Source organism: Occallatibacter sp. (genome assembly GCF_049582745.1).
Classification (GTDB): Bacteria; Acidobacteriota; Terriglobia; order Terriglobales; family Acidobacteriaceae; genus Telmatobacter.
The window spans coordinates 1-25912 of sequence record NZ_JBAUUO010000031.1; the positions used below are offsets into that span (position 1 = coordinate 1).

Genomic DNA, 25912 nt, shown 5'->3' on the forward strand with positions numbered 1-25912 from the left:
TCGAAGGCTTTCGGCGCATTCTCGGCGATCCAATTTACGGCGAGATACTGTGGCGTGTCGCGCGAACGCAGAAGGCGAACGCCATCCCCAACGCGCAGCTTCAGACGAATGTCGCAGAGGCGATGGAGCGGGCCGCACGGGGAATCCGCAAGGCGCACTCCCTGGCCGAGTCGATCGGCGATACGCAATTCGTCTCCGTGCTCGATCGCTTGCACATCGGGTCAATGACAACAATCAGCAATCTCGAAGCACTCAAGCATCTGGTTTCGGAACTCGAAGGACTGGCCGGGCAACCTGCCGCCTGAACGCCGAAGAGTCGTGCGGTACCCCCGCCCTTTCGGCGCGGAGGTGTCACACGCAAGGCGCAGATGATACGTCGCGCCCCGGACCTGTCTCGGACCCTTCACGGTGGGCTGTCTACCTCGATAACTACAAAACGTCACACACGCCACAACTCCTCCAATTTGATGGATGAGTCGCTACGCCAAAGGAGCTTTGAATGGGAGCCAATGAAGAGCGTCCCCAAACATTTGTTGAACGGGTCCTGGCTCTGTTTGAAGAACGCTTTCCATGGCTGGGTTCAGGACAAGATGAACCTGTCGGCGGAGCGGATACGGTCGATGAACTCGCTGACCTGCACAAGTCGTTGATTGAGCAACGCGAAAAGGCACGTCGCGAAAACGGCGAGCCCCGAGCGTAACCGGCATCGGTCGATACCTGGAGGATCTATGTGCAATGTACGGATGATTCGAACGGAGCCCGGCCTTGTATCGATTCCCCTGCAGAAAGCCGTCTATTGTGAGAATTGTAAGATGGTCTCATCTTCGGCCCGGCAGCGGTGTGGGTTATGCGGATCAGAGCAGATCGTCAGATTGGCTCCTCTGATCCCAGGGCCATGGGACCCAGGTCCGGTTCCGGCACTCGCATTGGCCGCATAGCGGTCAGGCTGCTGGGAGCCGTGATTTGACACTCGGCGATTGGGCGCTAACTGACTTGAGGCGCAGCCATCAATGTGGTTTTGCGATATCTGCGACTAGGATTGTGACCAGGCTGAGAAAAGGCTGATCTGAGCAGGGCCATGGCAGTCGTCACGTAGGCGGGGATGTCCAGTCCAGGCTCCCATGCCTGCTGCAGGATGAAGCCCTGCAGGAGAGCGAACATCACTCGCGAGACGGAATCGGCGTCGAGAGATCCGGGAATCTCTCCTTTCTTCTGCGCGTTTTTCAGCGCCGCTGTAAGGCGGTCCCGCTGCCGCATCCCACGATCCGCCACTTTCCGAATTCTGGCGTCGTGCAGAGACTCGGCCCAGAACTGAATCGAAACCTTGCGCCGCTGCCTCTCTTTCGGGTCCTGCAGCATTTGAGAGAGGGCGTGTGCGACTTGATCCATGCCTTCGGACAAGCTCGGCGAGGAAATGAGGTCCGCCAATAGTGCCTGATCGCGGGCATGGCGCTCCGCGGAGATCGCTTCGACCATGTCGTGTTTACCGCGGAAGTAGCAGTAGATTGCGCCGGGGCTTAACCCCGATTCCCGGACGATGTCTTCCATCGAGGTCCGATGAAAACCATCGCGGGCAAAACACCGGGTTGCAGCATTAAGGATCTGAGCCTGCCGTGCCTGTCGCTTTTCCTCGCTGATTTTTGGCACCGTTAATTCTCCACACGAGTGGCGATGGCCACCCGGTACGCCGGTGATCCCGGCTCCCTGCGGCCCAGCGGCCGGCAGTAATGTCCTGCGATCTCCTCCGTTGATGCGTCGCTCTGCAACAGGAATCCAAAGGGTTTGAGCATGTCCGCCAGCGTATCCGGATCGAGACCATAAATGAAGGGTTCTCCGCTGAAGCTGACCCAGGAACGCCAGCGGCGGCCACCGGGGCAAGCTCTGGAGCCATCCACCGCGCCCTTGTGCATGTACGTGAAGATGAGACTACTGGATGGAGCAAGTAGCCGGGCCAGCAGGGCGAACGTACCTTGCACCGCAGATTCGGTCAGGTAACTGATGACGCCCTCCCACACCACAACGGCCGGGAATCCGGGCTCAAAACCCGCTTCGATCAGCTTCCTTTCAAGGTTATCCTTTTCGAAATCGACGGCTACGTATCGGATATTGGCTGGCAACAGCCCGATACAGACCTGAAGCCGCTTTTCCTTTTCCTGCTGTGTTGCAGGGTGGTCCACTTCGAAGACCGCGATTGCTTTCGCCTCCTCCAGCCGGAGCCCACGGCTATCGAATCCGGCTCCGAGCAGCACCAGTTGGCGGGTTCCTCCTCTGATGCCTTGGCGCACCCAATCGTCGATCGCCCGCGTTCGCACCACGCCGGAGCTACGTGTGTACGGCCATCCCAAGTCCAAGACACCGTGAACCAATTTACCCAATATGGGGAAATGTGCCAGGCGAGCGAAAGTGCGTAGCGTGCCCGAAAGCAAAGCCAATGCGTAAGGATCATCGAAGAGGCGACTGGCTGGGCGGCCCTGCGTCTCCAACGCCCTGAAGAAAGCCATGTACTGAGCTGTTCTGCTTGCTTTTCCGTCCTGCATATAATACAGAATACCTATTCTGTTTTATATGCGCAATTATGCTCTTCGGTTAAATTAAGCGAGTCGCGGGTTGATCGCTTGGGGCGTACAGCCCGACGCGCTCATCCCGATCGGAAACCTGAAGCTCGCTCATGGGCGCATTTCTTGAAAATTCTGTGATTTAAAGCATATTTCGGCCGGAAATAAAGCATATCTTGGCCGGCGAGGGGCTGGATGCGAGCAGCTGTTGGGATCTGAAGCTCTACGTTGAGATACCGAGAGTCTTGCGGGCGCCTGAGTTGCCAAACCCTGTGTCTTCCATTCGGTACAGGAACCCTGTGGACGCGCCACGCGGATTCGGTCTACCGCAGGTACTCGCTTCTGGAGTTCTGAGGCGATGATATGGTGCGGCCAACATATGCTTTATTCGCGGCCACAAATTGCTTTATCTCACAAATTCCATTCCACGAGGCGAGGTGAATCCATGCGGAATGTCGCGCGCCTGAAAATGGGCTACTACCCATTGCCGGAAGCCGAGGGAGTCAAACTTCGCGCTCTGCTCCACTTCGCTGAGCCGGCTTCGGTGATCGACCCTTGCGTCGGGCAAGGCACTGCGCTGCAACTCGTGACCAGCGAAGCTCCCGTCCGGCGCTATGGCGTCGAACTCGACGCCGAACGCGCACGGATTGCAAGCGCCAACGGCATCGAGACCATCCACGGGAATGCCTTCGACGCTATTGCGCGTCCCGAATCCTTCTCGCTCCTTTATCTGAATCCGCCTTATGACTCGGAGATCGGCTCGATTGCCAATCGTCGCATGGAGGCCGTGTTCCTGGAACATACCTACCGCTGGCTGGCAATGGAGGGCGTTCTCATCCTGGTGATCCCGTTCGAGCGATTGCACGACTGCGCCGGCATCCTGAGTTCCCACTTCGCCAGTCTCGCCGTCTTTCGCATGACCGATCCCGATTCGGTCCAGTACCGGCAAATCGCGGTACTGGGCCTGCGGCACGACGTCAGAGGAGCGGCCGTTGAGAACAATAAGCGGCAGCTTTTGAGCGTTGGCCTGTATGGCAGCTTTCTTGGACTTCCTGAGTTGCAGCCGGGCGCGTGCCTGCCCTATTCCGTTCCTCCGTCTGGCGCGGCGGAGCTGAGTTATCGCGGCCTTCCCTACGACTTGTTGGAAGACTTGCTGCCGCAATCGGGCGCATGGAAACAGGCGGCGCCGCTGCTGATGCCGCATGAGGACGTTGCGACTGGCCGACCCATCACGCCGCTGCATGGTGGCCATGTCGGGCTTCTGTGTACCGCGGGTCTCTTGAACGGCGTCTTCGGCCAGGGAGACGACCGGCACATAGCCCGCTGGCGCTCCGTCAAGCATGTGACGACGTTCGTGGAACAGGACGGAGACGCCGAGATCATTCACCACCGAGAGCGGTGGGCCAATGAGTTGTACCTGGTCTACGCTGATGGGAGGACGCTGAAGCTCACTGAGACACCGGCGAAAAAGGAGGACGAAGCCGATGGAGAATGCACACCTGCGGTTCGGGCTGCTTGAATACGTGCGCTTCACGGAAAAGGCATCTACCCGAATTCGCCTGCGGGTCGATCGCTATATAGGGGAAGATCGGCAGGCGCATCTTCTGAGCGTCTTCGGCAATGATTCGGATGTCGGCGCAATCACGGCGGCAGTTCACGAGAAGGCCGCCTTCAGCCTGACATTGCCCGACGGCACGACAAAGGACGTGACCCTCGGCGAACATGCCTCCTGCTACAAAGGGGCAGTGACTTTGCCGGGCCGGAAACATCCTGTACGCCATCTGCTGGCGGTGTCCCAGGAACTCCACACCAATGGTAGCGCGGGACGGACGATCCTATTGCGATACCGTCGCGAGGAGGCTTGGGCCACGCTGGTGAGCTTCCTTGGGCTGCCTGCCGATCCAGCATGGGCAGAGCACATCCTTGGGATCGTCGAGGGAAAAAAGAAGATCGAGGAGATCGACGGCATCGGTTGCCAACCGGTACTGATCTCTGCGACGACCGACGAAGTACTTGAGTGGATCGGGGATGGCCTGCGTTCCTTTGTTCTGAGCTTTCCGGAGAGGAATGGGCCGATTGTTTGGCCTCGATTCGCCCTGTCGGCATCACTGTTTCCGGCCCCTTCGACAGCGGGATTGATAGGCTCTTGTCTGCCAGTTTCCTGATAGTCCGTTCTTTAATTGCAAAAGGTTTGAATCTCGCCGAAGAGAGACTCAGAGCCGCTCCCTGAGCGATGCAGCGATCACGCATTAATCAAGAATCCCTCCCCGGCGACAAGCGCGTTTCTTGGGACTGATCCCAAACATTTCAGTCGATTTTCGGCTATAGCGGTGCTAGGACCGGTAACGCCCAGAAGCCCGGAGGGCCGAGAAGCAATTTCCTGTTCGCGGCAGCGAAAGGAAGTCTTCTTGTCGGAGGGCTTGATGCGCAGAGCGGGTGCGGCTGTCTATCATTGGCCATGCCTTCCACCGTGTTCTTTCGGAATTTCAACAATGGCAAACCCACGAACGCTGCAATCCATACCTTCTCGCATGGAGTGGCTTTTCTCTCCGGAAGTCAGTGGACATACACGGGCATTGATACGCCTCGCGCTGATTCATTGGCGGTTCCTATCACGCCGCAAGACTTGCCGACGCTGAAGACCTGGATACTCGGGATTTTCGGTGACGCTGCATCGGAGGAATCGGACTACAAGCCAGGAACCGCCTACAAACGAATCTCCCGCCGTGTGCTTGTCATGGGGAAGCTGGAAGGGGCGATTGACCAAAAGGCCTTCACGCAATCCTTCGTCGCTCTGAAGCTCCTACTCGCGAAGATGCAGGACATATTCGAGACCGTCGAGCCGGGACCGTCCAACCTGCAAACCTACGGCCACAAAATTCGGGAACTGCTCCTGCTCGCGGCGATGGAGGTCGAGGCATCCTGGGCCGCCGTCCTTAAAGCGAATGGGTATGTCCGGGACCGCTTCACGACGAACGATTACGTGAAGCTTCTCAAACCGATGCGGCTCGACAGCTTCAACCTTACGCTGCGGTCTTACCCGGACTTCCCCGGCTTCACACCGTTCAAAGACTGGGACGCAGCGCAGCCGACAAAGTCGCTTGAGTGGTACGACGCCTATAACAAGACGAAGCACGACCGCGAACAAAACCTTGGGGTCGCAACGCTAGAGCGCGCGGTCCACGCGGTCGGCGCCGCGGTTGTGATGTTCTACGCGCAGTTCGGCTACGGCATCACCATAGGGCAGGACAAAAGTGACTTGCTTAAAAACGTCTTTACTCTCGAGGTTGATCTGCTGAAATACCCGAGGGACACCTACATTCCAACCCCTCCGGTGGCAGGGAAAGGGTTTGAGTGGGATCTGATCGACTATCCGTTCTAGCCGCCTGCGGCAGCAGGGCAACAGGTAGCGAGCGACGCCAGCGTAAACCTAATACGACTTGCGCCGACGGACGAGGTCCATTGCCGTCCCGACCTCATCTGCCGCGGCCCACAGCCTGAGCGATTCCAGTTGCACTTTTAGGCTTTGAAGTTTCTCGAGCATCCGCTGCTTCTCCGCTTTTGAGAGCCCTTTGCGCATTCTCGCATCGCCGTTCTCAGCTCGCTTTGACAGACGATCAAGAACCGGCTCAAATTTCGTTCCCCTCAAATACTCTTTGAGTTCGTCTTCGTCCTTCACTTCTTCATCCTGATTACGCGTTTTTGATCTGTGAAACCTTCTCGCCCTGATGCCACCGATCTCGCACCGCCAGAATGCCGGGCGGGCCTTCGTCGGTGAACGGTTTCGTTGGCCAAATTACTCTGATCGGCTGCTTGGGATAAATCTCAACGAAACGCTCATCCGCGGGCCCTGGCAGAGGTGCAATGATCGGTCCAGGCTGCACCACGTAAGGCGGGTGAATGTGCTCGGTGACGGTCTGCATGATGATGTGGCCGGCATAAATCGTGCCGACGCTGCCTGTTCCGATCCGTGTGTGATCAGTGGCCGACTTCCACATGGCGTAGTCGGTTCCGTGATAGCCGATATGAGAATTATCGAGCGCACCAACCCACACCCGCGTCCGCTCGGGAACAGTCTGGTTCGCTTTGAAGGCGACCCGTTCCTCACGTGTGAAGAATTGTTCGTTGCCGCTCTTAGGCTTGATCGACTCGAAGACCATCGCGCGGAGCACGGCCCACTGGGTCAGCAACTTCATCCCGCCCCGGTCGATCTCGATTTGCTGATTGAGAAGCATCGGCTTCAACCGAGTGCTGGCCTTATGCTCGATAAGGCTCATCCAGGCGGTGTTGCATTCGTGGCAGACCGTGGTGATTGTTTGTTCGGGGTCTTGTCCCGTGATGACGGGTCCGTCGGCCTCCTGCATGTTGATCGGCGCGAACTTGACGGTGTTGTGCATCCAGTCCGGCCAAAGATGCTCGGGACTACCGGAGTCGTGGTCGCAGAAAATGCATGGCGGTGGCATGGATGGAAGTATAAAAGCGCAGACCGGCGAGTATGGCCCAGGTCTCGATTTTTGACCTGGGAAAGATCAGAAGATTTTGCCCCCATAGATCACTTCTGATAAGTCGGCATCGCGCAAGAAATCCTGAGCAGAAGAACGCCGACAGACCGTGACGCTCATTGAAGAGTTCTGTCGCTCTGTGTTTCCGAGTTCCTGGTGTGTTGTCGAATTGTCGGCAATTTGGCTCCTGTTCCCGCATTTTCACCAGCACCTTCCATCTAATTTCCAAAGTATCGACTGAGTTCTCCCCAAAGTGTTCCCTTGTGAGGTATCCGCATGGAATCCTCGTTCGATTACCTGCGCGCCCACGCAGCTGAACTGGGCTCGCGCATTCTCGAAACCTATCCGCCACTGCAGAACTTCAAAGACCCCGTTGCACCGGCACTGACAGCTCTTCTGCGCAGGGCGCTCCCGGCTCAGGCGCTTGCCATCACCGGTACAGCGAAATATCTGCGCACAGCAAAAGCTGCGCGCATCGTCGCTGAATGCGGCGCGGGCAAAACCCTCATGGCGCTCGGCACGATCCACGTTCTCACGGAGGGACGCCCCAGCGCCACGCTGGTCATGTGCCCCTCGCACATCACGCACAAATGGGCGCGCGAGGTCCTGCTCACCATCCCACGCACACGCACTTTCCTGATCGAGGACATGCGCAATGGCGGCGATCCCAGCCGGCAGCATGGCATCTGCGAGGTGAAGCTCAGCAAGGGCAGGACGGTGTACGAGGGCAAGCGACTGGCGTTGTCCGATATGCGGCGCATGGGCCGCAAGGAATGGCGGAAGCGCTTCCCTGGGCCGACGTTCTTTATCACGGGCAAGGACAAGGGCAAGCTGGGTTACTTCTGGGAGCACGTCTACCTGAAGGCAAAGTCCGGACCGAATCTGGGCGGGGTCGTCAATCCGGATTCCGGCGTTGCCATCCTCGACTCCGAGATGCAGAAGCTTACCGCGCTTGACTTTACTGACAAACTCAAGGTCTCGGAGGCTTTGACCGCGCCCCGCGGCGGCACCACACGCTTCTCCGCGCTGTGGCAAGCTGACCGGACGCGCATTCAACGCATGGCGCCAATCGAGTACATTGGGCGCTACATGCGCGGGTGGTTTGATTTCGCTATCGCCGATGAGTTGCATCAGTTAGCCGGCGACACGGCGCAAGGGAACGGACTTGGTGTGCTCGGACGCGCGGCGCAAAGATTGATCGCGCTCACAGGAACGCTGATGGGCGGTTACGCCGACGACCTCTTCAACATCTTCTACCGCATGGAGCCGCACGCGATGGTGCGCGAGGGCTTCGCATACGGAGGGCAAGGCCGGCGGGACTTCCAGGAGCAGTACGGCGTTCTCGAAACCATCGAGAAGGTGGAAGAGGCGGACAACGCCTGTTCGAGGGCAACCAAGAAGACGGTCCGGGTTCTGCGGAAGCCCGGAGCCTCGCCCATGCTCTTCGGCAAGTTCTTGATGACCACGACAGCCTTTCTGTCACTTGAGGACATCTCGGACAATCTGCCGCGATACGACGAGAGCGTCATCTCAGTCGATATGGACGACGTCCTTCAGCAAGCCTACGAGCAGCTGGAGGAGGATATTCGCTCCGCGATGAAAGCCCATCGCGGAAACAAAAGCCTGATGAGCATCCTGCTCAACACGCTCCTGCTCTATCCCGATCATCCCTACGACTTCGATGAGATTTGGGCGCGGGCCTTCGATCCGCAAACGAAGGAGTATGTGAAGTTCCTGGTGACTGAACCGGAGAACCTCACGCGGGAGGCTCTTTACGCAAAGGAGCGCGCGCTGATCGCCGACGTCAAAGAGGAGCTGAGGCAGGGACGGCGCTGCCAGGTGTACGCCACCTATACGGGCGAGAAAGACGTCACTCTGCGATTGGAGGCTGTTCTGCGGCAAGAGGGCATCCGCGTCGCCATTCTCCGCTCATCTGTAGCCACCGATAAACGAGAGGATTGGTACGACCGGCAGTTGAAGGCCGGCGTCCAGGTTGTGATCTGCCATCCCAAGCTGGTCGAGACGGGATTGGACTTGCTTGCCTTTCCAACTCTCTATTTCTACGAGACCGGATACTCGCTGCATACTTTGCGTCAGGCGAGCCGCCGATCGTGGCGCATCGGACAGAGACTCCCAGTGCGGGTGAAGTTCGTGACTTACTCCGGGACGATGCAGGAGATCTGCCTCCGATTGATGGGCAAGAAGATGCTGGTCGCGCTGATGATGGAGGGCAAGTTCTCGGGCGAAGGATTGCAAGCGCTCGACACCGACGAAGACCTGATGAGCGCGATGGCGCGGGAGTTGGTCGAAAAGGCCGGTGTCGGAGAATCCGCCGATGCTGTGTGGCGGGACCTCGGCCACGAACGCGACAAAGTGCTGCCGCGCCCGGCTGCCGTGGAACCGGAACCCGAAGAGGAATCCGACCTGGTGCCCGACCTGCCGGGCTTGATCGCCGCAGAACGGGCTCCGGCGCCATTCGGCATCCACCTGTTGGACCCGAGCTCGCCACCAAAGAAGCGGAAGAAGACCGCACTTTGGCCAACCGCCACAGAAACTAACGTGCAGCTCAGCCTCTTCGACTGAGCCAGGACGTTTTCAACTTGAGAGGTGACATCATGAACGAGGAACGGGATAAGGTTCGTTGCCGCAGTTGCGAACTCGTCCAATGGAGCGATCGAGCCAGTTGCCGGCGTTGTGGGACGGCTCTGCCTGAGCCGATCGTGAGGATTGTTGAGCGCGTAGTGGAGAAGGTCGTGATTCGGCAGGACCCGCAATGCCTTCAGAAGCTCGAACAGGCTTCCAGATTGATCTCGACGGCAACCGAGCGGTTGACGCAGCAGTGCGTAGCGTCAGTAGCTCCACTCGTCTTAGCGCAGGTTCCAGAGACGGGAGTCTTTCCGACTATGGCCGAGGTGGAGCGAGCGATGATCGTTGCAGCCTACGAGAGATCGAATCGCAGACCTCTCGAAGCTGCACGGTTGCTCGGAATCGGCAAGACCACCGTATACCGCAAGCTGAGGGCGATGGGCGAAGCGGCAGCATGACGGCGACAGAGCCATCAATCTCCCCTGGAACCGCTAGTCTTCAGCATGCACGGGTGATAGCGTATCCATTGGGATAATGTTCCAGCGAGACCGTTATGGTCTCAACCAAGGCAAGGAAGAGGGTCGGCTGCGGCTGGCCCTTTTCCTTTGCGTGGAGATCACCATGCCCAAGGGGCCATTTCTCCCGTCGGACTTCACAGCAACGAAGTTCTCAACAGCTGCGGACAAGGCGGAGTTTGGGAATACCTTGCTGCGCTTTATTGAATCGGAGTGGGCGTCGGCGCTCTTCACAAAAAGTTTCTACAACCGCCTCTCCATGTGCTTCGGGCACATTGCGCACTACAACCGCACTCAATTCCACGAGGAGTGGTTTTCAACTCTAGCCGCTCAGGTGCGGTTCCTGAAACACACGCTGCGATTCCCCTGCTACGGAGAGCCGGAATACACGTTTTCCGATGTCGAGAGGGCGATCCAGCGAGAAATAGTCGACCGCAACTACCTTGCGCGGTATGAACTGCGTCTGGCAGAAGAGCAGCAGGCATCCGATCTTGCGATGCTCAGGCAGTTGGAAAGCAAGTACAGGATGCCGGTGGCAGAGCGGGATCAGGAACTCCAGCTTGCTTCTCCACCAGTGGATCAGACTTCTGTCACGCCTGTTCAGGGCTCGTTGTTCTGAAGCCGTCTCGAACTCCAATCGAGCGCCTTCCGAGTCATTTGACCGGATTTCTGTCTGGGGGTACAAACCTCACAATGACGCGGCGGAACGGACGGCGCAAGTATCCCCGCCACCGCAGGAGGCCCGAGATGGAAACCTTTGAACCGACGCCCCAAGAGTGCGGTGCAGAAGACTCGAAATCGTCCGACCCGGCCAGCGTTGAAGATCGAAGCAGGTTGGCAGAGGGAGCGCCAGGAGCTGCGTCTGACATCCTGGGTCCGCCCGCGGCGAGTCGCCACCGATTGCAGAATGAGCGTTCGGCGATCACACATCACTTCGCGTTCGGGGGACATGAAGGCTATCTGACGGTCGGCTTCTACCCCAACGGTCAGCCGGGCGAGATCTTTATCCGAATGGCAAAAGCCGGATCAACCATTGCAGGTTTGATGGAGTGCTTCGGCACCGTGGTTTCGGTCAGCCTTCAGCATGGCGTACCTCTGAAGGTGCTCTGCGACAAGCTTTCGCATACTCGCTTCGAACCCTCTGGCTGGACCGGCAACGCGCAGATCGGGTACGCAAAGTCCATCATGGATTATCTTTTCCGCTTTATGGAGTTGAGGTTTCTATCCGGGAAACAACTCTCGCTATTCGGCCAGGGCAATGGCGAGATTGGCGCTGCTGGAGAGCCGACACCCGGCCCGTTCGACGACTCACAGTTACTCTATGACATTGGCGACGCTCCGCCCTGTGTGGCGTGTGGCGGCCTGATGAAGCCCAGCGGAACCTGCTATACGTGCCTCAATTGTGGTCAAACCAGCGGATGCTCATGAAGGACGGGTTGCAACCGATCTCGTCGAGACTAGGCCCTGAGAATCGAACGAGATCGCAATACTCGAATTCTCTGGATCCATAGTTGCCCATCAAAGCGTTTCCGCTGCTGATATTTTCCTGAGCTCTTCGACTACACGCTCAAATTCTTCAACAACCCTGCTCGTTCCAGTCGACTTGTAGACGGCTAGGAGTTCATTAAAATACCAGATCTGATCTGCCCGCCCACGCTTGAATCGTTCCCATACCAGTGGCCCGATTTCTCGATAGTCTTCGAGAATTGCTCTTGCGTTATAGATCTTATCGGCAACGGAGATGAGCTGGACGTCAGCTGGCTCTCCGCGAAGCCTTTCGATATAGGCTTGTTTGCGCTCCAGCCAGGATTGTTTCTTGCTGGAGTCCTCGGAAAGACTGTCTGAAAGTCCCTCAACCATGCGAGCTACATTAGGGCCGAAGTTCTGCTCGATATCCTGCAGCCGCCGCAATCCTCCCTGATCTTCGGCAGCGTCATGAAGCAGAGCGGCGATCACCATGTCTTCTGTGACTGGGAATCCAGCGTGCCCGGTTTCACCCATAACCAAGGATGCAACCCCCAGAAGATGCGCCATATACGGAATATCCGTTCCCTTGCGCCGCTCGATGTGGATGTGGCGTGCGTAGTCCACTGCGCTCGTAAACCTTGTTGTCAGGTGGAGTTGTTCGGTCCCCATGTCATTCACATTCTCATACTCTTTTCTCATAGTGTCTCACTGTGCATTGCCCTCCAGAGCGATAGAACTTAGCAGAAAAGCTAAAATATTCTGCGCACGGATTCTCAGTTCATCCGTGGGCGTGAGGCTGAGTGTGACTTGGGGCCAAAGGTCATCAGGACGATCTCGGAGGAACGGCGATGCCTTGGCCATCATTCGGCCGGGGTATTCGAACTCCATCCCACATCCTTCGCCCTCCAGAAAAAGGACGGCGCCTGCTTCGATGCCCTTGGACTGTAACAGCCTTGGAAACGAGCGCAGCAACTCGGCTATTACCGAGTCTGGGTTAATGCGGTCTCGCTCTGGTATCGTCGTAAACTCCAGGTGCATCTGAGATTCGGGACCACGCCGCTTGAGACTGGACGTGAAGTTCAGAACTCCGAGAGAACCATAGGAAAAATGAGCTGCAAGCATCGCCGTAGCGTAGGCATCGAGAGCCGAGAACGCGTAAGAGATAAACTCCGGTGGGTTCCCAAAGCTTATCTGACCCGCGTACTCCGGGAACTCGCGCGTCGCAAACGACGACCAGTCCAGACCGAGGAGAGAAGGTTCCATTTTAGGCTGGCAGAAACCTTCTTCCAGCCACCGCGTTAATTCCTCGAGCATCCTGTCTCTGCTCTCCGGCGAGAGCTTCTCGTAAGGTCTGTCTGGCATTTTCGCGGGTTCCTGATTGAAGGGTATTCGGATTTCCTTTCCTTCGGCAAGATTTCCGCGCTCTCTTCAGAATATCGCCAATCGGCGGGTGCCCCCAAGGTCTCGATTATGAGACTTGGGATAGCACGAACCTCCACCCTCAAATTCTGTCGAAACTTCGCGTTCAGTTTATGCGAAATTCGCCAAGGAGATGTTGATTTATGAGCAGCCTGAAAGTGGAAGCCCTGCATCGCGAATTCTTCTACAACGGTATCCGTATACCAGATCCCGGTCCGAACTTGACCGTCGAGCAAGTTAGAGAAATCCTCACTCCCTCGCACCCCGAGATTGCAACGGCGACACTGGCGGGTCCGGAGGACACCGGAGAAGCCTTTCGCTACACGTTCAGCCGGGCCATCGGCAGCAAGGGCTGATCCCGAGACTCCAAGCGGTGTCCCGTTGTGATCTTCTCCCGCGTCCCTGTTCGGTGCCAGCTTTGCAAGGGAGTTGGTCGCTACCCGAATCATCGAAACAAGGCGGCGCATCATGAAGAAGACGAAAGCCGATCAGACCCACCTGCTCGCGGAACTCCGACGGCTTGAGTGCAAGCCGTCCAAAAGAGCCGACCGGCTCATCGCGAGGCATCTGAAATGCGAAGAGTCACAAAGCTTGGCGCACGCCGTCGCGGAAGCAGTAAGGAGATCATCGTCCGGTACGATGCCGGTTCTCGAAGCCCCAAGCGAACTGCTGCCGCCACTGATATAGCGCTGCTGGGACAGGGCTGCGGTGAAAGCCTTCCCTCCCTCCGCCGCATCCCCATAAGTTATCGCCTGGAGACAAACGGCGAACGCCTCTACCGCCTTTGCCTGGCGCTAGTGGAGCGGAACCTCGCCGACAAGCAACTCTGGCAAATAAGCGGCAAGGTCGCTGTGGTCTTCGCGCGAAGCGCAATCCAGAAGCTGATTGAGGAGTTCTCCGGCGGCGCGCTCAAAGACAAGATCGACTATTGCTTTGAAGTCAGGGACGACCTCGGGACGGGTTATTGGCGGGGCGCAGCTCTTGGCGAAGGCAAGCTGATGGCCGCGTTCGAACTCCAGGCCTGCGGCTTCCTCAAGATTGGAGCTGCACTGGACGCACTCGAAGAGCAGGAGCGATTCCTCGGAACGGCGTTCTACTACCTTTTGCGGAGATCGCTCTATAAGTGGATACGAATTTACGACCACACGGACGCGGAATGCTACAACGAACAGCTGCATGAGTGGATGGAGCAGGAAGAGCCCGAGAGCCGGGCCGCTTATGAGTTCCCGCCCGTTGAAGAGGCGACCCCGGAGCCCGTCCGGACCGCGAAGGACTGGACTGATCCCAGCGCACGAAGACTGCTACGAAGGCATCTTCATGGGCCGTACTCTACATGGATTCAGAAGCTGCTGACGCTTCATCGGCTGTCGCGGTTGAATGGCCAGGTCATGCGCTTCGAAGGGGAATACGACGATCCGCCGGTGCCGAGCCTCTTGCTGGTCTTCCGCGAGAATGACGCGATTCAGGCTTGCTTCGATCATGAGTCGGAACGCTATAACGAGACGACCAATGAGCCGACCTGCGCGGTCTGCTTTCGGCCGGAGGTCGGGGATGAGTTTGACGCGGCGATTCGAACGATGGCGATCTTTCTCAAGATCAACATGGAGCTTGCCGGTCTGATTACCCTGCTGAACGGCATGGAGGAGGAGACTCATGCAGGTCAACGTGAGCATCGGGCAGAACCATCACTTCGCGCTGCATGAAGCCCTGCTGATTTACCGGTCGACGGAACACCAGAACGGCAGTTTCGGAAATACATTCATCACGCTCCATGAAGTGAACGCAGACAATTGTGCCAAGCAACCAAGGCTTGGCCCGGCAAAGACGCTGACCATCGAATTCGTTCAATCGCTGGTCCAAGCCTTGGGAGGCCGAGTTGCAGTTGAGTTTCTTCCAGAAAACGTGATCGCGCGCACCGAACGGTTGATCGCGTGGTGGACGCCGGCCCAAAAAAGTCAAATGTTCTTCGGGACGACGCAGGGCGACTTGGGCGGAATCAATGGTGCGATCTTTCCCCAGCCTGCTCTGGTCTGGCTGGCGATGGATCATTCGCTCTCGATCCGGGCGCTCAAGGAGAATCGCCGCCCCGCGGCCGATACCAAGCTTTGTGTGGCTCCCTACTGGAATGTGTACGACACGGGGATCGTCTGCCTTGGATCGATGCGGGCGCCGGATGCTTCCACCGTCGCCTCCATTCGCCAATGGGAACAGAGCTTCTATGAAAGCGAGTTTACGCATGGCAACGTGGGGAGGCTTACGCGCCATCCCGGCGGCTTCGAGGGACTTTGGAAGGAACTCGCCGGCAAAGAGGAGTTTCCCGCTGAGTCGCTGATCGAGTTGCCGGAAACGGTGGAGGAGTTCATGTCTGGAAAGAGGCGTGGTCATGATCACTGAACACACTCTTCCGAAGTCATTGTGCCGCAGAGGACAACCACTCCGCGTGCTGGTTATCGGCGCGGGAGGCAATGGCAGCGCTATGCTGCTCGGCCTGCCCTATCTCCACCAGGCGATGAAAGTGTGGGGCCATGCCGGAGGCATCCACGTGATGCTGGTGGACGGGGATCAGGTTACTGAAACCAACTGTGTCCGCCAGCCGTTTGCCTCGGCCGATGTCGGATTGAAGAAGGCCGTTGTCCTGATCAACCGTGTCAATCTCTTCTGGGGTCTGAGGTGGCAGGCGCACCCCGAGCATTTTCACGAGGATTCCCTGAGAACCAATTCGGCAGGCCCTCACCTGGTGATTGGCTGCGTCGATACACGGGCGGCGCGGCAAGCCATCCTGTCTGCTGTCACCCGAGCGAATGAAAGCACTGTCTACTGGCTCGACCTCGGCAACAACGCAAGCAGTGGTCAGTATGTGCTCGGCCAACCGTTGAACGCCGCAAACCACCGCAGCGCGGTTCGGCTGAGAACCGTTGCAGAGCTCTTTCCGGAGATTGCGGATACGGAAGCAGGCGAGGACACGCTGCCCAGTTGCAGTGCGGCGGAGGCGCTTGAGCGGCAAGAACCATTCATCAACCAGGTGTTGGCGACAAGCGCACTCGCTATGCTGGCGCGGCTCTTCCGCTATGGCACTCTCGCTCATCACGGAGCCTTCTACAACGCTTCGACAGGTCGCATGAGTGTATTGGGAGTCGATCCCGATCTTTGGAAAAAGATCCAGAAGCGTACTCGCAAACATTCGCAGGCCAGACAAAGGAAACAGTAGGAATCCAATCCACAGTTTCATTCTCACAGGAAGGTGTATCCATGTTCAAAGAACTGGGTCCGCTGCTTCGGCAGAGGACCGTTGTCCTGATCCTGACGCGCTTGGAGGACGACACCATCCGCGTCAACGTCATTCCCCGCAAGCTCAACGAAAGCGAAAACGACGCGCTCACCACTCCACTAAGCGTGGCTGGCACGGCGGAAGAATTGGACGCCGAACTGCCTTCCGCGCTGGTCCAGTTTGTTGGCGCCCATCTGGAACTGAGGAACACGCTCGAATCAGCCAAGGATCAGATGGCGGCCGCGGCCAAGGCCGCAAAGGCGGAGGCCCGGTCGAAAACGGCGGCGACAACCGCGACGGCCAAGACGGAGGCGTCGGCGGTTGAGACAAGAAAGTCCACTAACCAAGTGCCCATGCCCACCGACCCGAAGAAACAAGAACCGCGCAATGCCAGCCTGTTTGATACGGGGCCAGCACCAGCGGCGGCTCCCCTCCCCGCATCAGATGCGGATGAAGATGAAGAGATTCTTGCCGAAATCGCCGAAGGTGAGCCAACGGACGAATCCGACGACTTTGACGAGGCCGCGTAAGCGCCAATCCTAGTCCAGCTAGCCTTTCTGTTCTGCGGCAACTACTTTCATCGAAACCGTGTTGACCAGCGCCTTGTCGCGGTCAATCACCAACGGTTTGAGAGGCTGAAGTCCACGCCACAAGTTCCGGTTGCGAACGGGCCGATGCACGTTTTCAAGACCGAAAGCGTTCGAAATGAGAATTGGCGACTCAGCGTGGAGCCAAGAACTCCTCCCGTCTACATCGGCGTTTTCCTGGATGGGGTCGCGACGGTTGGTGGTCTGGTCGCGATTTTTGCTGAACGACATTGATGTTGCCCGCAGCAAGCGTGGGGAAGATCGGTGGTGAAAGCCTGCGCCCCCAAGGCCGATGATTGTATCTCCAATTGTGAGGGTGGACAATGGAAGATACGTGGCGACTGATAGACTTTTGCCCATGGAACAGATAGCGCCTCGTACTTCATGGAAAGTCGTTGCCGTGCGGGCGGCAATGTGGGGGCTCGGGTTCGGGTTAGGCGTCGGTACGATCCTGGCCCTATCGATTTGGTTTATGGACCGCCCCAAGAGCTGGAACACGAGGGCGCTGACGCCTCACAATGTCAAAGTGGCAGGCATAGGCCATGCGAAGGATTTGGGCTCGACGTTCGACGTGGACGGCATAGGCACATCATTCTCATTCGATTTGGAGAACACGACTTCTGAAGATTTAACCCTTCCAAAGGATGTGAAGGTTATGCAGTCCGACAAGAGCAGCGGATCTCTTGCCGATTCGTCCCTCCTGGTTCAGAAGGAGTATTTCATTCCTGCGAAGCACACGGTCGCAGTCACTCTTCAGAATGCAAATGAGTGCGTGAAGACCATGAAAACGGATGAGTGCTTCGATGCGATCTTTAAGGGCGTCGGCGAGATTGTGATTTTCGATCAATCGGCGAAGAGAGAAATTCGTTTCGCTGTGCCAAGCTATAAGGGAAGGAAAGACGGCGCTCCTGACTTCATCAGCACTGATTAAGTATTAGGAGAAGCGTTCGCCTTGGCTCCCTGCTTCGCCTTGGAAGTGGCGACGAAGGTTATGCCGGAGGCTGACAGTGAACAACGAAGCCCCTCAAAACGGTTCTGACATCATGCGTCTACTCGATCTAGGGCTTTCGGATCGGGAGCTTTACTTCATCGGAAGAATTGTTGCCGCTTGGGGCTCCATAGAATCGGAAATATTTCTGCAGACAGTTCTGGCATTGAATCCGGATTCTCTTGATGATCTGCCTAGAGCGATGAATAATCTGCAGCCGTCGCACGTCCGTGAACTATGGAAAGAACATGTCGTCGATAAAGCTACGGGAAAGCGAAGAGATGTTCTGGTAGAGCAACATAGGAAGATAGAACAATACTCTGAAGACAGGCACGCTATCGTTCATGGCATGTGGGAATGGTCCAAGAGCGAGCTCGAGAAGCTAACTGTATGGCGAGTAAAGAAAAATAAGCTGGAGCAGAAAGTGTACACCGCAGATGATCTGATGAACATCTCGATGGCGGTTGACGAAGTCGCTTACTATATTTGTTTCCCTACTGACGGTGAATTGGCAGGCGTGGGAGCTTTGATGAGCAGGAAGATGAGGGCAACGCTTACCGGGCATCCTGTTGCCAAGGATCTCTGGCCACGCACTGAGTCTTCAGAATAGGGTTTAGGGTTGATCTTCACACCGCAAGGCCCGTAGTCGCTTAGGTTAGCATCCTGCGTCCATCTCACGATCGTCCTCCGCTATCTCCCCCTCTACGGTGGGGTGGTGTGACTTCCTACTTCGCCTAGCGCCTTGCAGTCTAAGGATCGGCGCTGTTGCACCACAAACGTATCCCGAAGAAATCTATGTAAGTGAAATCAACGGAGAGAAAGTGGGGCCAGCCAATGACGCAGGATAAATCAATAACGACTAGTCTCGATTAGGCCTGTCCGGCTGAACTTTTTACTGCAAAATCTCGGCGAACTGTTTATGCTTAGTCCTGACTGCGATGGACTTGATAGTCCGAGTGCTTATAGACAACGCTTTCGATGTGATGGACCTCCACCGACGATAAATCTATTCGGAGTGCTGGTATCCTTCGGTCGCCCGAACGTACCTTTTGAGACATCTCGGCAGCAAACGGATCGGTCGCGTCGGTTGCCTCTTCTTTAGGAGCCGTTCGCTGGAAAACCCAATACTCGGGCTCAAATCCGTCTGCCGTCTGGAGTCCTGTTTCAACAGAGATCGCGGTATCATCCGATATTTCGAGCCTTTCAACTAGCGACGATTCATGGAACAAGACGACATTGTTTTTGCCGGTTTTGGTTTGCGCTGACGGATACAAAATCCCGTCCAATTCCGGCTTCATCTGTGAGGCAAGATATTCGGCGATCACCTGCGTAGGCAAATATTCGAAGATCTCTGCGTCGGGCAGCACCGGAGCGGTCATTTTCTGGCTCAGACTCTGAAGGAAATTGGCCTTCGCCATTTGATATCGATGGTTGTCGTCAAACAGGCTTCCGCTTGCGCTAACTTCGCTCAAAGCCTCCAAGTCGAGGAGCGATATTGGCCTAAGCAGATCGAACTGCGCAGTGACGACACGGCTTCCCACGAAGGGTCTGACTTCGGAGAGGGCGACCTCTCGATGAGTTGCACCGTAAAAGGTCGATATCCCTCGTGCGTTCATCCTTCCTGCAACCGCGGCGGCGGGAGGCGGAGGCCCAATCTCCAGGTCGGGCCTTTCAAGTGCACGGACAAGTTTTGCATCGTCTTGGAAAACACGCGCTCTGAAGAGTGATGTGATGCTCGTCCCAGGGCCGGCACTCAGAATGACCGGACGATTTCCTACTGTTTTGGATCGGTGGATGCCGTTGAACAAGATGGTGAGTGTCAGAGGTGCGCGTTTGCTGAAATACCTCGATTTGGTTTTCAGGCTCTCCTCGAAGGAACGCCACTCTGAATGAAACTCCTCCGACTCTATCTTCCTGTCTGTATACCGAGAGTCAGGAGCAAAGTCGCTCTCCTCACCCATTGCCGTTTCGTCGATATCAAAGTGCTTGTCCTCCAATAGTTGCCGAATGCCTTCGGCAACCTCCGGCTCGATGTGACCAACTTCTTGCAAAAGCTCCAGAATGTCTTCACCGGATCGTTCCCATTCATAGTCGCTCTCCCGGCTCATCATGTATTCCATGTCTGTTGGCTCGTCCTCGGTACGAACGAAATGCTGCTCGAATACCTTGTCGAAGATATTCGCAGCCTGCTCTAGAGAAATCGTCTTCAGATGCCTTCGGCAGAAGGAGCAGATAGTCATTGTGCCGATTTTCTTCACTTTGCCTTTGAAGACCTTCTCACCAACACATCGGTGACACAGCCTTGAAGCTCCATTTATGGATTCAGTCATGGCTAACATTTCCTAAAGCGAGGGTGCGCTGAACCCTCGTCCTTTATTCATCAGTCCAATGACGGCCGCTGCCAGTCCGATCCTGGCTGACGAGAAACCGCCAAGGCTCTCATTAAAGTCCGATAAGTCCCCAAGTTCGCCGATCTGCCTAGGCATGATCCTGGGTTGACGATCCCGAGGCGCTCATCTAGTTCATCTGGGGGTCAAGCTGCGCATTCCGGGTGGATCGTCCAACCCGGAAGCTCACTACATTCCAGCCCGTCTTCGTACTTGACCACAAGTTCGTTTCCGCACATTTCCAACCTATCGAGGATACTCCATGAAACCATCAAGACTTTATGAGGCGCTCCACGCGCTCATTGGCGAAAGTGTGCCTCTGCACATCTGGGGCGCATGCGGAGTCGGGAAGTCGCAGATCGTTGCACAGGTCGCGAACGATCTCGACTATGACTTTCTTGACGTGCGCGCCGTGCAGCTTGACCCGGTCGATCTCCGGGGACTGCCCCGAATCGCCGAAGACCAGACCGAATGGGTCCCACCCAAGTTTCTTCCCACCACAGGCAAAGGCATTCTCTTTCTTGATGAATTGACCTCTGCGCCCCAGATGACACAGGCGGGCTGTTATCAGCTGGTGCTGGACCGCAAACTGGGGGAATATGCGCTGCCCGAAGGATGGGTGGTCATCGCGGCCGGGAATCCAGCATCGGAGCGTGGCGTTCATTTCGCAATGCCGCGACCGTTGCGCAACCGGTTTGTGCATCTGGACCTTGAACCGGATCTCGACGACTGGTGCGGGTGGGCGGTCAAGGCTATGGTCCGGCCTGAGATCATCGCCTTCCTCCGCTTCAAGCCAGAACTTCTGCACACGGCCGACACGACCTCAGACGCCAACGCCTGGCCCACTCCGCGCTCCTGGGAGATGGCGTCACAGGTGCTCTGCGGTATCGCCCGTCATCAGAAGACGCAATTTCTTTCGGGGGCCAGCGAGTTTGAGGCGCAGCTCCTGGATGGAACGGTGGGGCCGGCAGCGGCTTCGGAACTTGTCGCTTTCATTCGGCTGTTTCGCCAGTTGCCTTCGATCGACGAAATCCTTCTGAACCCCACGACGGCGCCGCTTCCGACGGAGCCTTCCGCGCAAATCGCCATTGCTACCGCCCTGGGCAGGGCTTTGAGCGACACCTCGGTAGGGAGAGGAATCGCGTATCTCGACCGGATGCCAACTGAGATGCGGGTAATGGCCATGCGCGATGCGGCGGCGCGGGACACCGCCATAACCCACACTCCGGAGTTCGTTCGCTTCGGAGTGGAATACCGGGAGGTCATTCAATGATTACAGAACGCGCAATGCTCGCCGCCGTCCACATCAGTATCTGGACGGCCGTCAAACATGACCGCAAGGTCAGCCGCGATGTCGCCGATCAGCACGGTGCGCACCAGGGCGCGGGCCGCTACAACAAGCAACTGCTGCGCGGCGCAGACAAACTGGAAGAGCTACGCACGCTGGCCGGGCAGATCCGGCAGCATTTCTACAAGATCACTCTGCCCTGGTCCGACGAAGGGTTCCGGCTCTTGCCGGCGAACTTCTACTTCGATCTCATGGCGCGGATGCGCGAGTTCGAGGCCGGCTTCGAGCAGGGAGTGGAAAGCTTTCTTCGGGTTTATCCCCAGTACATCGAGCAGGTCAGGCCGGAGTTGAACGGGCTCTTCCGGGAGGAAGACTACCCGTCGGCGGAAAAGCTGCGGAAGAAGTTCGGCGTCAAGCTCGAAGTGCTGCCCATCCCGTCTGGCGCGGACTTCCGCGTCCAGATGTCGGCCGAGGAGCAGGCGCGGGTCTCGCGCGAGATCGATGCCAATGTCCGCGAATCGTTGATGCGCGGAACAGAAGACCTCTGGAAGCGGCTGCGCGAGGTGGTCGCCCACATGGTCGACCGGCTGAACGAACCGGAGTCGCGCTTCCACGGCTCGCTGGTCACCAATGTCCTGGATCTGGTGGAGATCCTGCCGCGGCTCAACGTCAATGACGACGCGGACCTCAACCGCTTTGCGGAGCAAGTCAAAGAGCGGCTGTGCAACTACTCGGCTCAGGACCTCAAGAAGCACGGCCTGCTACGTGTCACCACAGCGGCCGACGCGGCCAACATCGTCGCAGAAATGGATGGCCTGTTGCGCGGCCGCCAGGCGGCAGAACCCGCTGAAGGGCCGAGCGCCGATGACATCTTCAGCCGCATGTCCGCGTACATGGAGGCGCCAGCGGCGGCATGAGAGATGATGTCACTACAACCATAAATTGGCATGAATGGCTAGTTTATGGTTGTAATTCCGGCTGTCTTTAAATTCTGATTCAGCCATCGCCCGGTCAGGAAGAATATCGCATGGTAGATGCAAACGAACGAGGTCTCGGGCGAAGATATTTCAAAGGTCAGCATTGCCGACGACACGCCCTAAACACCGCTTGTGATCCAGGAAAGCGACCCCCTGCGCATAGCCCAAACAACATACTTCCATCCGAAGACTCTGCCGATACCGGCCAATTGGATGCTGTATACCTCTCCTGGCACGACATTCACACCACCGTTCGGAGGGGGAACAGGACGTGATCGCAGTCGGCGACGGTCACGGTTTATCTCTACGGTGCTCATGGTCCGCCCCTACGGCTTGAACATCTCGGCTGTCGTCTTCGCGACGATGTCAGTGAAAACGTCCTTAACCACAGCGCCAGCCTTGCCGAGGTTGATTTCAATGAGCTTCTTCTTTGCGGCCACGAGGGGTGCCTTCGGGTCGGACATTACATATTGAAGGTCGCTCCACAGTTCCTCTCGATCCTCGTAGCTGAGCCTTTCGTCGTGGTCGAGCAGACGGCGTGCAGTTTGAAGCTTGTCCTCCATCCACGGATACGCCCGACCGCACCCGTGGCAGAAGTTCGGAAGCACATAGAGGCTCGTGTCCCCGTAGGCCTGCGCACCGTGAATCGGCTCTTTGCAATGTGGGCACTCATGGATGCACGACGATCCGCATTTGGTACAGTGCGCTCCGGCCTCAAACGGCATGCCGTCACAGTGCTGGATGTGCCCCTGTTTGCATACCTGTGCGCTGCAATGAATGCCATCGGGATGCATTCCCTCGGCTAAGCTCTTGTCGCGGGCCTCACTTTCAAGTGCTTCCTTGGCCGCCTTAATAGCCCAAGCCTTATGCTGGTCCTGCAAATCCTCTTCGGAAAAATATCCGCCCTGCCGCCGCGCCGTGAAGTGAGGTGCCCAATCAATCGCTTTTCCGGAAGCGGTCGGTGGTGCGTAGACACGAAGCTCCCGGTCATTGATGTGAACCGTGGCAACTTCCTGCAAAATCGTCGAATTACCCGACCCGCGCAGGACACTTTGAATGATTACAACCTTGATGCTTGGGCTGCTGCTCATCACTCGGGCCTCTAGCAATCATTTTATCGACCAGAAATCCGATTTGAACTCGCATCTGCTCAGATCATGGCTAAACTCAGGCGCGAAACTGAGGCCGCAAACGCATGACCAGACCTTTATGCCCATAACTGCGCTGCTTGTGAGCGTTTTTGAATCCGCTGTTTCATGGCGCGCACCGTAGCAGTACGCATCTGGTTATTCAATCTAAATCATCGTCAAGGCCTTCTTCTTAGACGCGACGGCCTAGGCCTTGGGATTAAAGGATATTTCGCCTTTACAGTGCTGTCAGAATCGAAATGAGAAGCGAACACCGAATCTGTAAGGCACCTGAGAATGGCTTTCCTCAGAATCTCTTCCGCAGCGAGGTAGCGGCGAACCATCGGGTCACTTTTTCGTATCGGCGGTATCTGCCACCGCGGATCGTTAGGATCCCTCACAGAAAGCCAAGGGTCACGACCATGCACCACATCAGAGCGATGGTCCCATAGCCCCTTGGCATCATCATCGCTAAATGAAAGCCCGAGATCTCCAGCTAATAGCCGGACTCGATCGATGAACTGCTGGCTGGTACCGATGCCTTGCCGTTCGTTCCTAACGTGAATCAGCGCATCCAGTGCCGAAGCAACGAGCATCGTCCTGACTTCGAAGAAATACTGATATGCCGCGTGCTGGACACTCCAATGTGCCCGCGAGACCCGGTCTGGGAGATCTTCAAGCTTTGCATTGTGGAAGAGCTCTTTAGCTGTCTCGCACTCTGCTTGCGAAAGCCAATTCCTTGTGTCAGGCACAACAAAAGCGTGTTCAGCGAACCCTCTGCAAGGCCCCGGTGCGGCCTGAAGGAGCTTGCCCTTATCATCGAAATACAGGATAGCAGTGTTGCCGAATCCGATCGATGTCGGGTGCAGCAGTTGCGAATAGTTCACGAACTTAGTGATATATCCGTATCCGTCCCAACTTGCTATCGTGCCTTCAAGAATCGGCCCCATGAAGAGTGCCACGCAATAAAGCTGTCCTGGATTCCCATACGCTTCTTCAGGTGGATCGCCCCGCGCTTCGCATGCCCTAAAAACGGCATCTCGCAGCTCATCCGGTAGACGACAAAGCCAGAGGATATCTCCAATAGAGAAAGGCTCAAGGTTCGCGACCGCACCCTCATCAACTGCATCCTGTCCGTTCGTGGGATGGAGCAGGACATGCACCTGACTGCGATGACCCGCGATGGATCGCCGAAGGACCATTTCGCTGAAGAAATCAGGATTGCCGAAATTTAGAGGCATGAAGTAAATGCTAATGCCCGCCGCCGTCTTTCGGCCTATACGTTACTCCGACTCTTCGCCGTCCTCATCATCCTCGATAGGCTCGGAGGCGATTTCGGCATGCACGGCAGCTTCCGAAATTTTGGGTGGATTCTCACCCCATGCGGCTTGAAAGTCTTCCTTAAGAGTCTCTAGGCTCGGCGTCGGCGTCGCATTCAGAGCGAGCGAAGCGGTCTCAATCGCCTGAACTAAAGCCATATGTGCAGCGATTAGTGCTTCGCCGCCCCATTTGTGGGTGGGAGGATATTCAATTCGCCGCGTGACTTCATCCAGATCTCGAATCCAGCCGCTGATCGTGCCATGCAGAATTTGGTTTGCCGAAGGCATTACCGTCCTGTAGCTCTGCGCCAGGCCGACTCTCTCAGCTCGATGAAATAGGTCTTCCCGGCACCAGCCGTCTTGCATTTTCGTCTTAGCTCCACCGGTGCGGGTCTGAACCTGATATTGGAACAATGGCCGCACACGCCGATACTCTGCTTCATCGCTATCGCGCTTTTCCTGCGGAATTTCCGCATGCAACGCAGGTGAGCTTTCCTCCAGATGCTTGTGGAGCTTGTGCTGTTCAACCCACTGCCATTCAAGATACTTTTCTGCCTGATCTGGGATTTGGCGCATGTACTCCATGTTGATCGCGTTTTCCATCACGCCGCGCACAATCTTCATGGCACCATGGCCCATTCCGTTGCCCACAAGAGTAACAATCTCGGCCACACCGATAGCCGTCAACATCAGCATGTTCATATGCATTTGCTGGCCGCCGTCGAGCCCTTCATAAGCGGGGTCGACTATGCTCCTGACGGCTTCCTGCAAGCGCCCAACCCGCGCGAAGAACTCGGGATGTTGTTCGACGACTTGAGTCCAAAAGTCCATATTTGCAAATACAGGTACAAGGTTTCCGGCAGCCATGCTACCCATCATAAATTCCTTCTCTTCAACCGCTGAAAAAGCCAGTAATTGGACCTGAGC

Annotated in this window: 29 protein-coding genes; 18 read left to right on the forward strand and 11 right to left on the reverse strand. The window is 56.8% G+C overall.

Translation table 11 applies throughout. The features are described 5' to 3' along the window. Both WCA10_RS03715 and WCA10_RS03720 read left to right on the forward strand, forming a co-directional pair. On the forward strand, positions 1-305 hold a 305-nt coding region (locus WCA10_RS03715; RefSeq protein ID WP_472821145.1), incomplete at its 5' end, for a hypothetical protein. 194 nt (positions 306-499) lie between these two features. Beyond that, positions 500-700 carry a hypothetical protein gene (locus tag WCA10_RS03720; RefSeq protein WP_472821146.1) on the forward strand — a complete coding sequence of 67 codons (201 nt, stop codon included), beginning with the start codon at positions 500-502 and terminating at the stop codon, positions 698-700. Between the two features lie 284 nt (positions 701-984). On the opposite strand, the gene WCA10_RS03725 is transcribed toward WCA10_RS03720, so the two are convergent. Both WCA10_RS03725 and WCA10_RS03730 read right to left on the reverse strand, forming a co-directional pair. Continuing rightward, a complete protein-coding gene (locus WCA10_RS03725; protein ID WP_472821147.1) occupies positions 985-1647 on the reverse strand; it encodes a TetR/AcrR family transcriptional regulator in 663 nt (220 codons plus the stop codon). 2 nt (positions 1648-1649) lie between these two features. Next, a complete protein-coding gene (locus WCA10_RS03730) occupies positions 1650-2537 on the reverse strand; it encodes a class I SAM-dependent methyltransferase (RefSeq protein ID WP_472821148.1) in 888 nt (295 codons plus the stop codon). Between the two features lie 463 nt (positions 2538-3000). Here WCA10_RS03730 and WCA10_RS03735 point away from each other — a divergent pair, with 463 nt between their 5' ends. The 3 genes from WCA10_RS03735 to WCA10_RS03745 all read left to right on the forward strand — a co-directional run bounded on the left by WCA10_RS03735 (position 3001) and on the right by WCA10_RS03745 (position 5937). Further along, positions 3001-4074, forward strand: a complete 1074-nt coding sequence (locus WCA10_RS03735; protein WP_472821149.1) for a DUF6094 domain-containing protein — start codon at positions 3001-3003, stop codon at positions 4072-4074. Next, the gene (locus WCA10_RS03740; RefSeq protein ID WP_472821150.1) at positions 4040-4720 is read left to right on the forward strand and encodes a hypothetical protein; all 681 of its coding nucleotides are present in this window, start codon (positions 4040-4042) and stop codon (positions 4718-4720) included. The genes WCA10_RS03735 and WCA10_RS03740 overlap by 35 nt, the downstream gene beginning before the upstream one ends. A gap of 293 nt (positions 4721-5013) precedes the next feature. Next, entirely contained in the window at positions 5014-5937 is a 924-nt protein-coding gene (locus tag WCA10_RS03745) for a hypothetical protein (protein WP_472821151.1), read from the forward strand. A gap of 48 nt (positions 5938-5985) precedes the next feature. Here WCA10_RS03745 and WCA10_RS03750 read toward each other — a convergent pair whose 3' ends face one another. Beyond that, positions 5986-6234: a hypothetical protein gene (locus tag WCA10_RS03750; RefSeq protein ID WP_472821152.1), complete on the reverse strand. Its 249-nt coding sequence runs from the start codon at positions 6232-6234 to the stop codon at positions 5986-5988. A 13-nt stretch (positions 6235-6247) separates the two neighbouring features. Further along, positions 6248-6952, reverse strand: coding sequence for a hypothetical protein (locus WCA10_RS03755; RefSeq protein WP_472821153.1), 705 nt, complete (start codon positions 6950-6952; stop codon positions 6248-6250). 381 nt (positions 6953-7333) lie between these two features. Here WCA10_RS03755 and WCA10_RS03760 point away from each other — a divergent pair, with 381 nt between their 5' ends. The 4 genes from WCA10_RS03760 (at position 7334) to WCA10_RS03775 (ending at position 11586) form a co-directional block, all read left to right on the forward strand. Then, positions 7334-9640 carry a helicase-related protein gene (locus WCA10_RS03760; RefSeq protein WP_472821154.1) on the forward strand — a complete coding sequence of 769 codons (2307 nt, stop codon included), beginning with the start codon at positions 7334-7336 and terminating at the stop codon, positions 9638-9640. A 32-nt stretch (positions 9641-9672) separates the two neighbouring features. Beyond that, a complete protein-coding gene (locus WCA10_RS03765) occupies positions 9673-10101 on the forward strand; it encodes a helix-turn-helix domain-containing protein (RefSeq protein ID WP_472821155.1) in 429 nt (142 codons plus the stop codon). A gap of 163 nt (positions 10102-10264) precedes the next feature. Then, positions 10265-10777 (forward strand): hypothetical protein, encoded by a 513-nt coding sequence (locus WCA10_RS03770; protein WP_472821156.1) that lies wholly within the window; start codon positions 10265-10267, stop codon positions 10775-10777. A gap of 128 nt (positions 10778-10905) precedes the next feature. Then, a complete protein-coding gene (locus WCA10_RS03775; RefSeq protein ID WP_472821157.1) occupies positions 10906-11586 on the forward strand; it encodes a TSCPD domain-containing protein in 681 nt (226 codons plus the stop codon). 90 nt (positions 11587-11676) lie between these two features. Here the strand turns inward: WCA10_RS03775 and WCA10_RS03780 are convergent, their stop codons facing one another. Both WCA10_RS03780 and WCA10_RS03785 read right to left on the reverse strand, forming a co-directional pair. After that, complete coding sequence (locus WCA10_RS03780; protein WP_472821158.1) at positions 11677-12324, reverse strand: HD domain-containing protein; 648 nt, start codon at positions 12322-12324, stop codon at positions 11677-11679. Between the two features lie 6 nt (positions 12325-12330). Then, positions 12331-12987: a hypothetical protein gene (locus tag WCA10_RS03785; protein ID WP_472821159.1), complete on the reverse strand. Its 657-nt coding sequence runs from the start codon at positions 12985-12987 to the stop codon at positions 12331-12333. Between the two features lie 200 nt (positions 12988-13187). Between WCA10_RS03785 and WCA10_RS03790 the strand changes: the two genes are divergently transcribed. From WCA10_RS03790 to WCA10_RS03810, 5 genes are all read left to right on the forward strand, one after another. Beyond that, entirely contained in the window at positions 13188-13400 is a 213-nt protein-coding gene (locus WCA10_RS03790; protein ID WP_472821160.1) for a PRTRC system protein C, read from the forward strand. A gap of 216 nt (positions 13401-13616) precedes the next feature. Continuing rightward, the gene (locus tag WCA10_RS03795; RefSeq protein WP_472821161.1) at positions 13617-14747 is read left to right on the forward strand and encodes a hypothetical protein; all 1131 of its coding nucleotides are present in this window, start codon (positions 13617-13619) and stop codon (positions 14745-14747) included. Beyond that, entirely contained in the window at positions 14698-15438 is a 741-nt protein-coding gene (locus WCA10_RS03800) for a PRTRC system protein B (RefSeq protein WP_472821162.1), read from the forward strand. The genes WCA10_RS03795 and WCA10_RS03800 overlap by 50 nt, the downstream gene beginning before the upstream one ends. Continuing rightward, positions 15428-16252: a PRTRC system ThiF family protein gene (locus WCA10_RS03805; protein WP_472821163.1), complete on the forward strand. Its 825-nt coding sequence runs from the start codon at positions 15428-15430 to the stop codon at positions 16250-16252. Before WCA10_RS03800 ends, WCA10_RS03805 begins: the two co-directional genes overlap by 11 nt. 41 nt (positions 16253-16293) lie before the next feature. Beyond that, positions 16294-16842, forward strand: a complete 549-nt coding sequence (locus tag WCA10_RS03810; RefSeq protein WP_472821164.1) for a PRTRC system protein E — start codon at positions 16294-16296, stop codon at positions 16840-16842. Between the two features lie 18 nt (positions 16843-16860). On the opposite strand, the gene WCA10_RS03815 is transcribed toward WCA10_RS03810, so the two are convergent. Beyond that, positions 16861-17130, reverse strand: a complete 270-nt coding sequence (locus WCA10_RS03815) for a hypothetical protein (RefSeq protein ID WP_472821165.1) — start codon at positions 17128-17130, stop codon at positions 16861-16863. A 61-nt stretch (positions 17131-17191) separates the two neighbouring features. On the opposite strand from WCA10_RS03815, the gene WCA10_RS03820 reads away from it, so the two are divergent. Further along, a complete protein-coding gene (locus tag WCA10_RS03820; RefSeq protein ID WP_472821166.1) occupies positions 17192-17830 on the forward strand; it encodes a hypothetical protein in 639 nt (212 codons plus the stop codon). Positions 17831-17906: 76 nt separating this feature from the next. Further along, entirely contained in the window at positions 17907-18497 is a 591-nt protein-coding gene (locus tag WCA10_RS03825) for a hypothetical protein (RefSeq protein WP_472821167.1), read from the forward strand. Between the two features lie 313 nt (positions 18498-18810). Here WCA10_RS03825 and WCA10_RS03830 read toward each other — a convergent pair whose 3' ends face one another. Beyond that, positions 18811-20145 carry an RES family NAD+ phosphorylase gene (locus tag WCA10_RS03830; RefSeq protein WP_472821168.1) on the reverse strand — a complete coding sequence of 445 codons (1335 nt, stop codon included), beginning with the start codon at positions 20143-20145 and terminating at the stop codon, positions 18811-18813. 391 nt (positions 20146-20536) lie between these two features. On the opposite strand from WCA10_RS03830, the gene WCA10_RS03835 reads away from it, so the two are divergent. Both WCA10_RS03835 and WCA10_RS03840 read left to right on the forward strand, forming a co-directional pair. Beyond that, positions 20537-21547, forward strand: a complete 1011-nt coding sequence (locus WCA10_RS03835) for an AAA family ATPase (RefSeq protein ID WP_472821169.1) — start codon at positions 20537-20539, stop codon at positions 21545-21547. Then, positions 21544-22479, forward strand: a complete 936-nt coding sequence (locus WCA10_RS03840) for a hypothetical protein (protein ID WP_472821170.1) — start codon at positions 21544-21546, stop codon at positions 22477-22479. Before WCA10_RS03835 ends, WCA10_RS03840 begins: the two co-directional genes overlap by 4 nt. Positions 22480-22865: 386 nt before the next feature. Here the strand turns inward: WCA10_RS03840 and WCA10_RS03845 are convergent, their stop codons facing one another. The 3 genes from WCA10_RS03845 to WCA10_RS03855 all read right to left on the reverse strand — a co-directional run bounded on the left by WCA10_RS03845 (position 22866) and on the right by WCA10_RS03855 (position 25864). After that, positions 22866-23630 (reverse strand): DUF2321 domain-containing protein, encoded by a 765-nt coding sequence (locus WCA10_RS03845; RefSeq protein WP_472821171.1) that lies wholly within the window; start codon positions 23628-23630, stop codon positions 22866-22868. A gap of 215 nt (positions 23631-23845) precedes the next feature. After that, positions 23846-24907 (reverse strand): hypothetical protein, encoded by a 1062-nt coding sequence (locus WCA10_RS03850; protein ID WP_472821172.1) that lies wholly within the window; start codon positions 24905-24907, stop codon positions 23846-23848. Positions 24908-24949: 42 nt separating this feature from the next. After that, a complete protein-coding gene (locus WCA10_RS03855; protein WP_472821173.1) occupies positions 24950-25864 on the reverse strand; it encodes a DUF5677 domain-containing protein in 915 nt (304 codons plus the stop codon). Positions 25865-25912: the final 48 nt, after the last annotated feature.

Coding starts and splice junctions, on each gene's coding strand:
- WCA10_RS03840 (WP_472821170.1), top strand. CDS start 21,544: ATGATTACAGAACGCGCAATGCTCGCCGCCGTCCACATCAGTATCTGG.
- WCA10_RS03805 (WP_472821163.1), top strand. CDS start 15,428: ATGATCACTGAACACACTCTTCCGAAGTCATTGTGCCGCAGAGGACAA.
- WCA10_RS03780 (WP_472821158.1), bottom strand. CDS start 12,324: ATGAGAAAAGAGTATGAGAATGTGAATGACATGGGGACCGAACAACTC.
- WCA10_RS03775 (WP_472821157.1), top strand. CDS start 10,906: ATGGAAACCTTTGAACCGACGCCCCAAGAGTGCGGTGCAGAAGACTCG.
- WCA10_RS03730 (WP_472821148.1), bottom strand. CDS start 2,537: ATGCAGGACGGAAAAGCAAGCAGAACAGCTCAGTACATGGCTTTCTTC.
- WCA10_RS03760 (WP_472821154.1), top strand. CDS start 7,334: ATGGAATCCTCGTTCGATTACCTGCGCGCCCACGCAGCTGAACTGGGC.
- WCA10_RS03755 (WP_472821153.1), bottom strand. CDS start 6,952: ATGCACAACACCGTCAAGTTCGCGCCGATCAACATGCAGGAGGCCGAC.
- WCA10_RS03740 (WP_472821150.1), top strand. CDS start 4,040: ATGGAGAATGCACACCTGCGGTTCGGGCTGCTTGAATACGTGCGCTTC.
- WCA10_RS03735 (WP_472821149.1), top strand. CDS start 3,001: ATGCGGAATGTCGCGCGCCTGAAAATGGGCTACTACCCATTGCCGGAA.
- WCA10_RS03765 (WP_472821155.1), top strand. CDS start 9,673: ATGAACGAGGAACGGGATAAGGTTCGTTGCCGCAGTTGCGAACTCGTC.
- WCA10_RS03850 (WP_472821172.1), bottom strand. CDS start 24,907: ATGCCTCTAAATTTCGGCAATCCTGATTTCTTCAGCGAAATGGTCCTT.
- WCA10_RS03790 (WP_472821160.1), top strand. CDS start 13,188: ATGAGCAGCCTGAAAGTGGAAGCCCTGCATCGCGAATTCTTCTACAAC.
- WCA10_RS03845 (WP_472821171.1), bottom strand. CDS start 23,630: ATGAGCAGCAGCCCAAGCATCAAGGTTGTAATCATTCAAAGTGTCCTG.
- WCA10_RS03800 (WP_472821162.1), top strand. CDS start 14,698: ATGCAGGTCAACGTGAGCATCGGGCAGAACCATCACTTCGCGCTGCAT.
- WCA10_RS03835 (WP_472821169.1), top strand. CDS start 20,537: ATGAAACCATCAAGACTTTATGAGGCGCTCCACGCGCTCATTGGCGAA.
- WCA10_RS03810 (WP_472821164.1), top strand. CDS start 16,294: ATGTTCAAAGAACTGGGTCCGCTGCTTCGGCAGAGGACCGTTGTCCTG.
- WCA10_RS03795 (WP_472821161.1), top strand. CDS start 13,617: ATGCGAAGAGTCACAAAGCTTGGCGCACGCCGTCGCGGAAGCAGTAAG.
- WCA10_RS03785 (WP_472821159.1), bottom strand. CDS start 12,987: ATGCCAGACAGACCTTACGAGAAGCTCTCGCCGGAGAGCAGAGACAGG.
- WCA10_RS03720 (WP_472821146.1), top strand. CDS start 500: ATGGGAGCCAATGAAGAGCGTCCCCAAACATTTGTTGAACGGGTCCTG.
- WCA10_RS03820 (WP_472821166.1), top strand. CDS start 17,192: ATGATTGTATCTCCAATTGTGAGGGTGGACAATGGAAGATACGTGGCG.
- WCA10_RS03745 (WP_472821151.1), top strand. CDS start 5,014: ATGCCTTCCACCGTGTTCTTTCGGAATTTCAACAATGGCAAACCCACG.
- WCA10_RS03855 (WP_472821173.1), bottom strand. CDS start 25,864: ATGATGGGTAGCATGGCTGCCGGAAACCTTGTACCTGTATTTGCAAAT.
- WCA10_RS03770 (WP_472821156.1), top strand. CDS start 10,265: ATGCCCAAGGGGCCATTTCTCCCGTCGGACTTCACAGCAACGAAGTTC.
- WCA10_RS03815 (WP_472821165.1), bottom strand. CDS start 17,130: ATGTCGTTCAGCAAAAATCGCGACCAGACCACCAACCGTCGCGACCCC.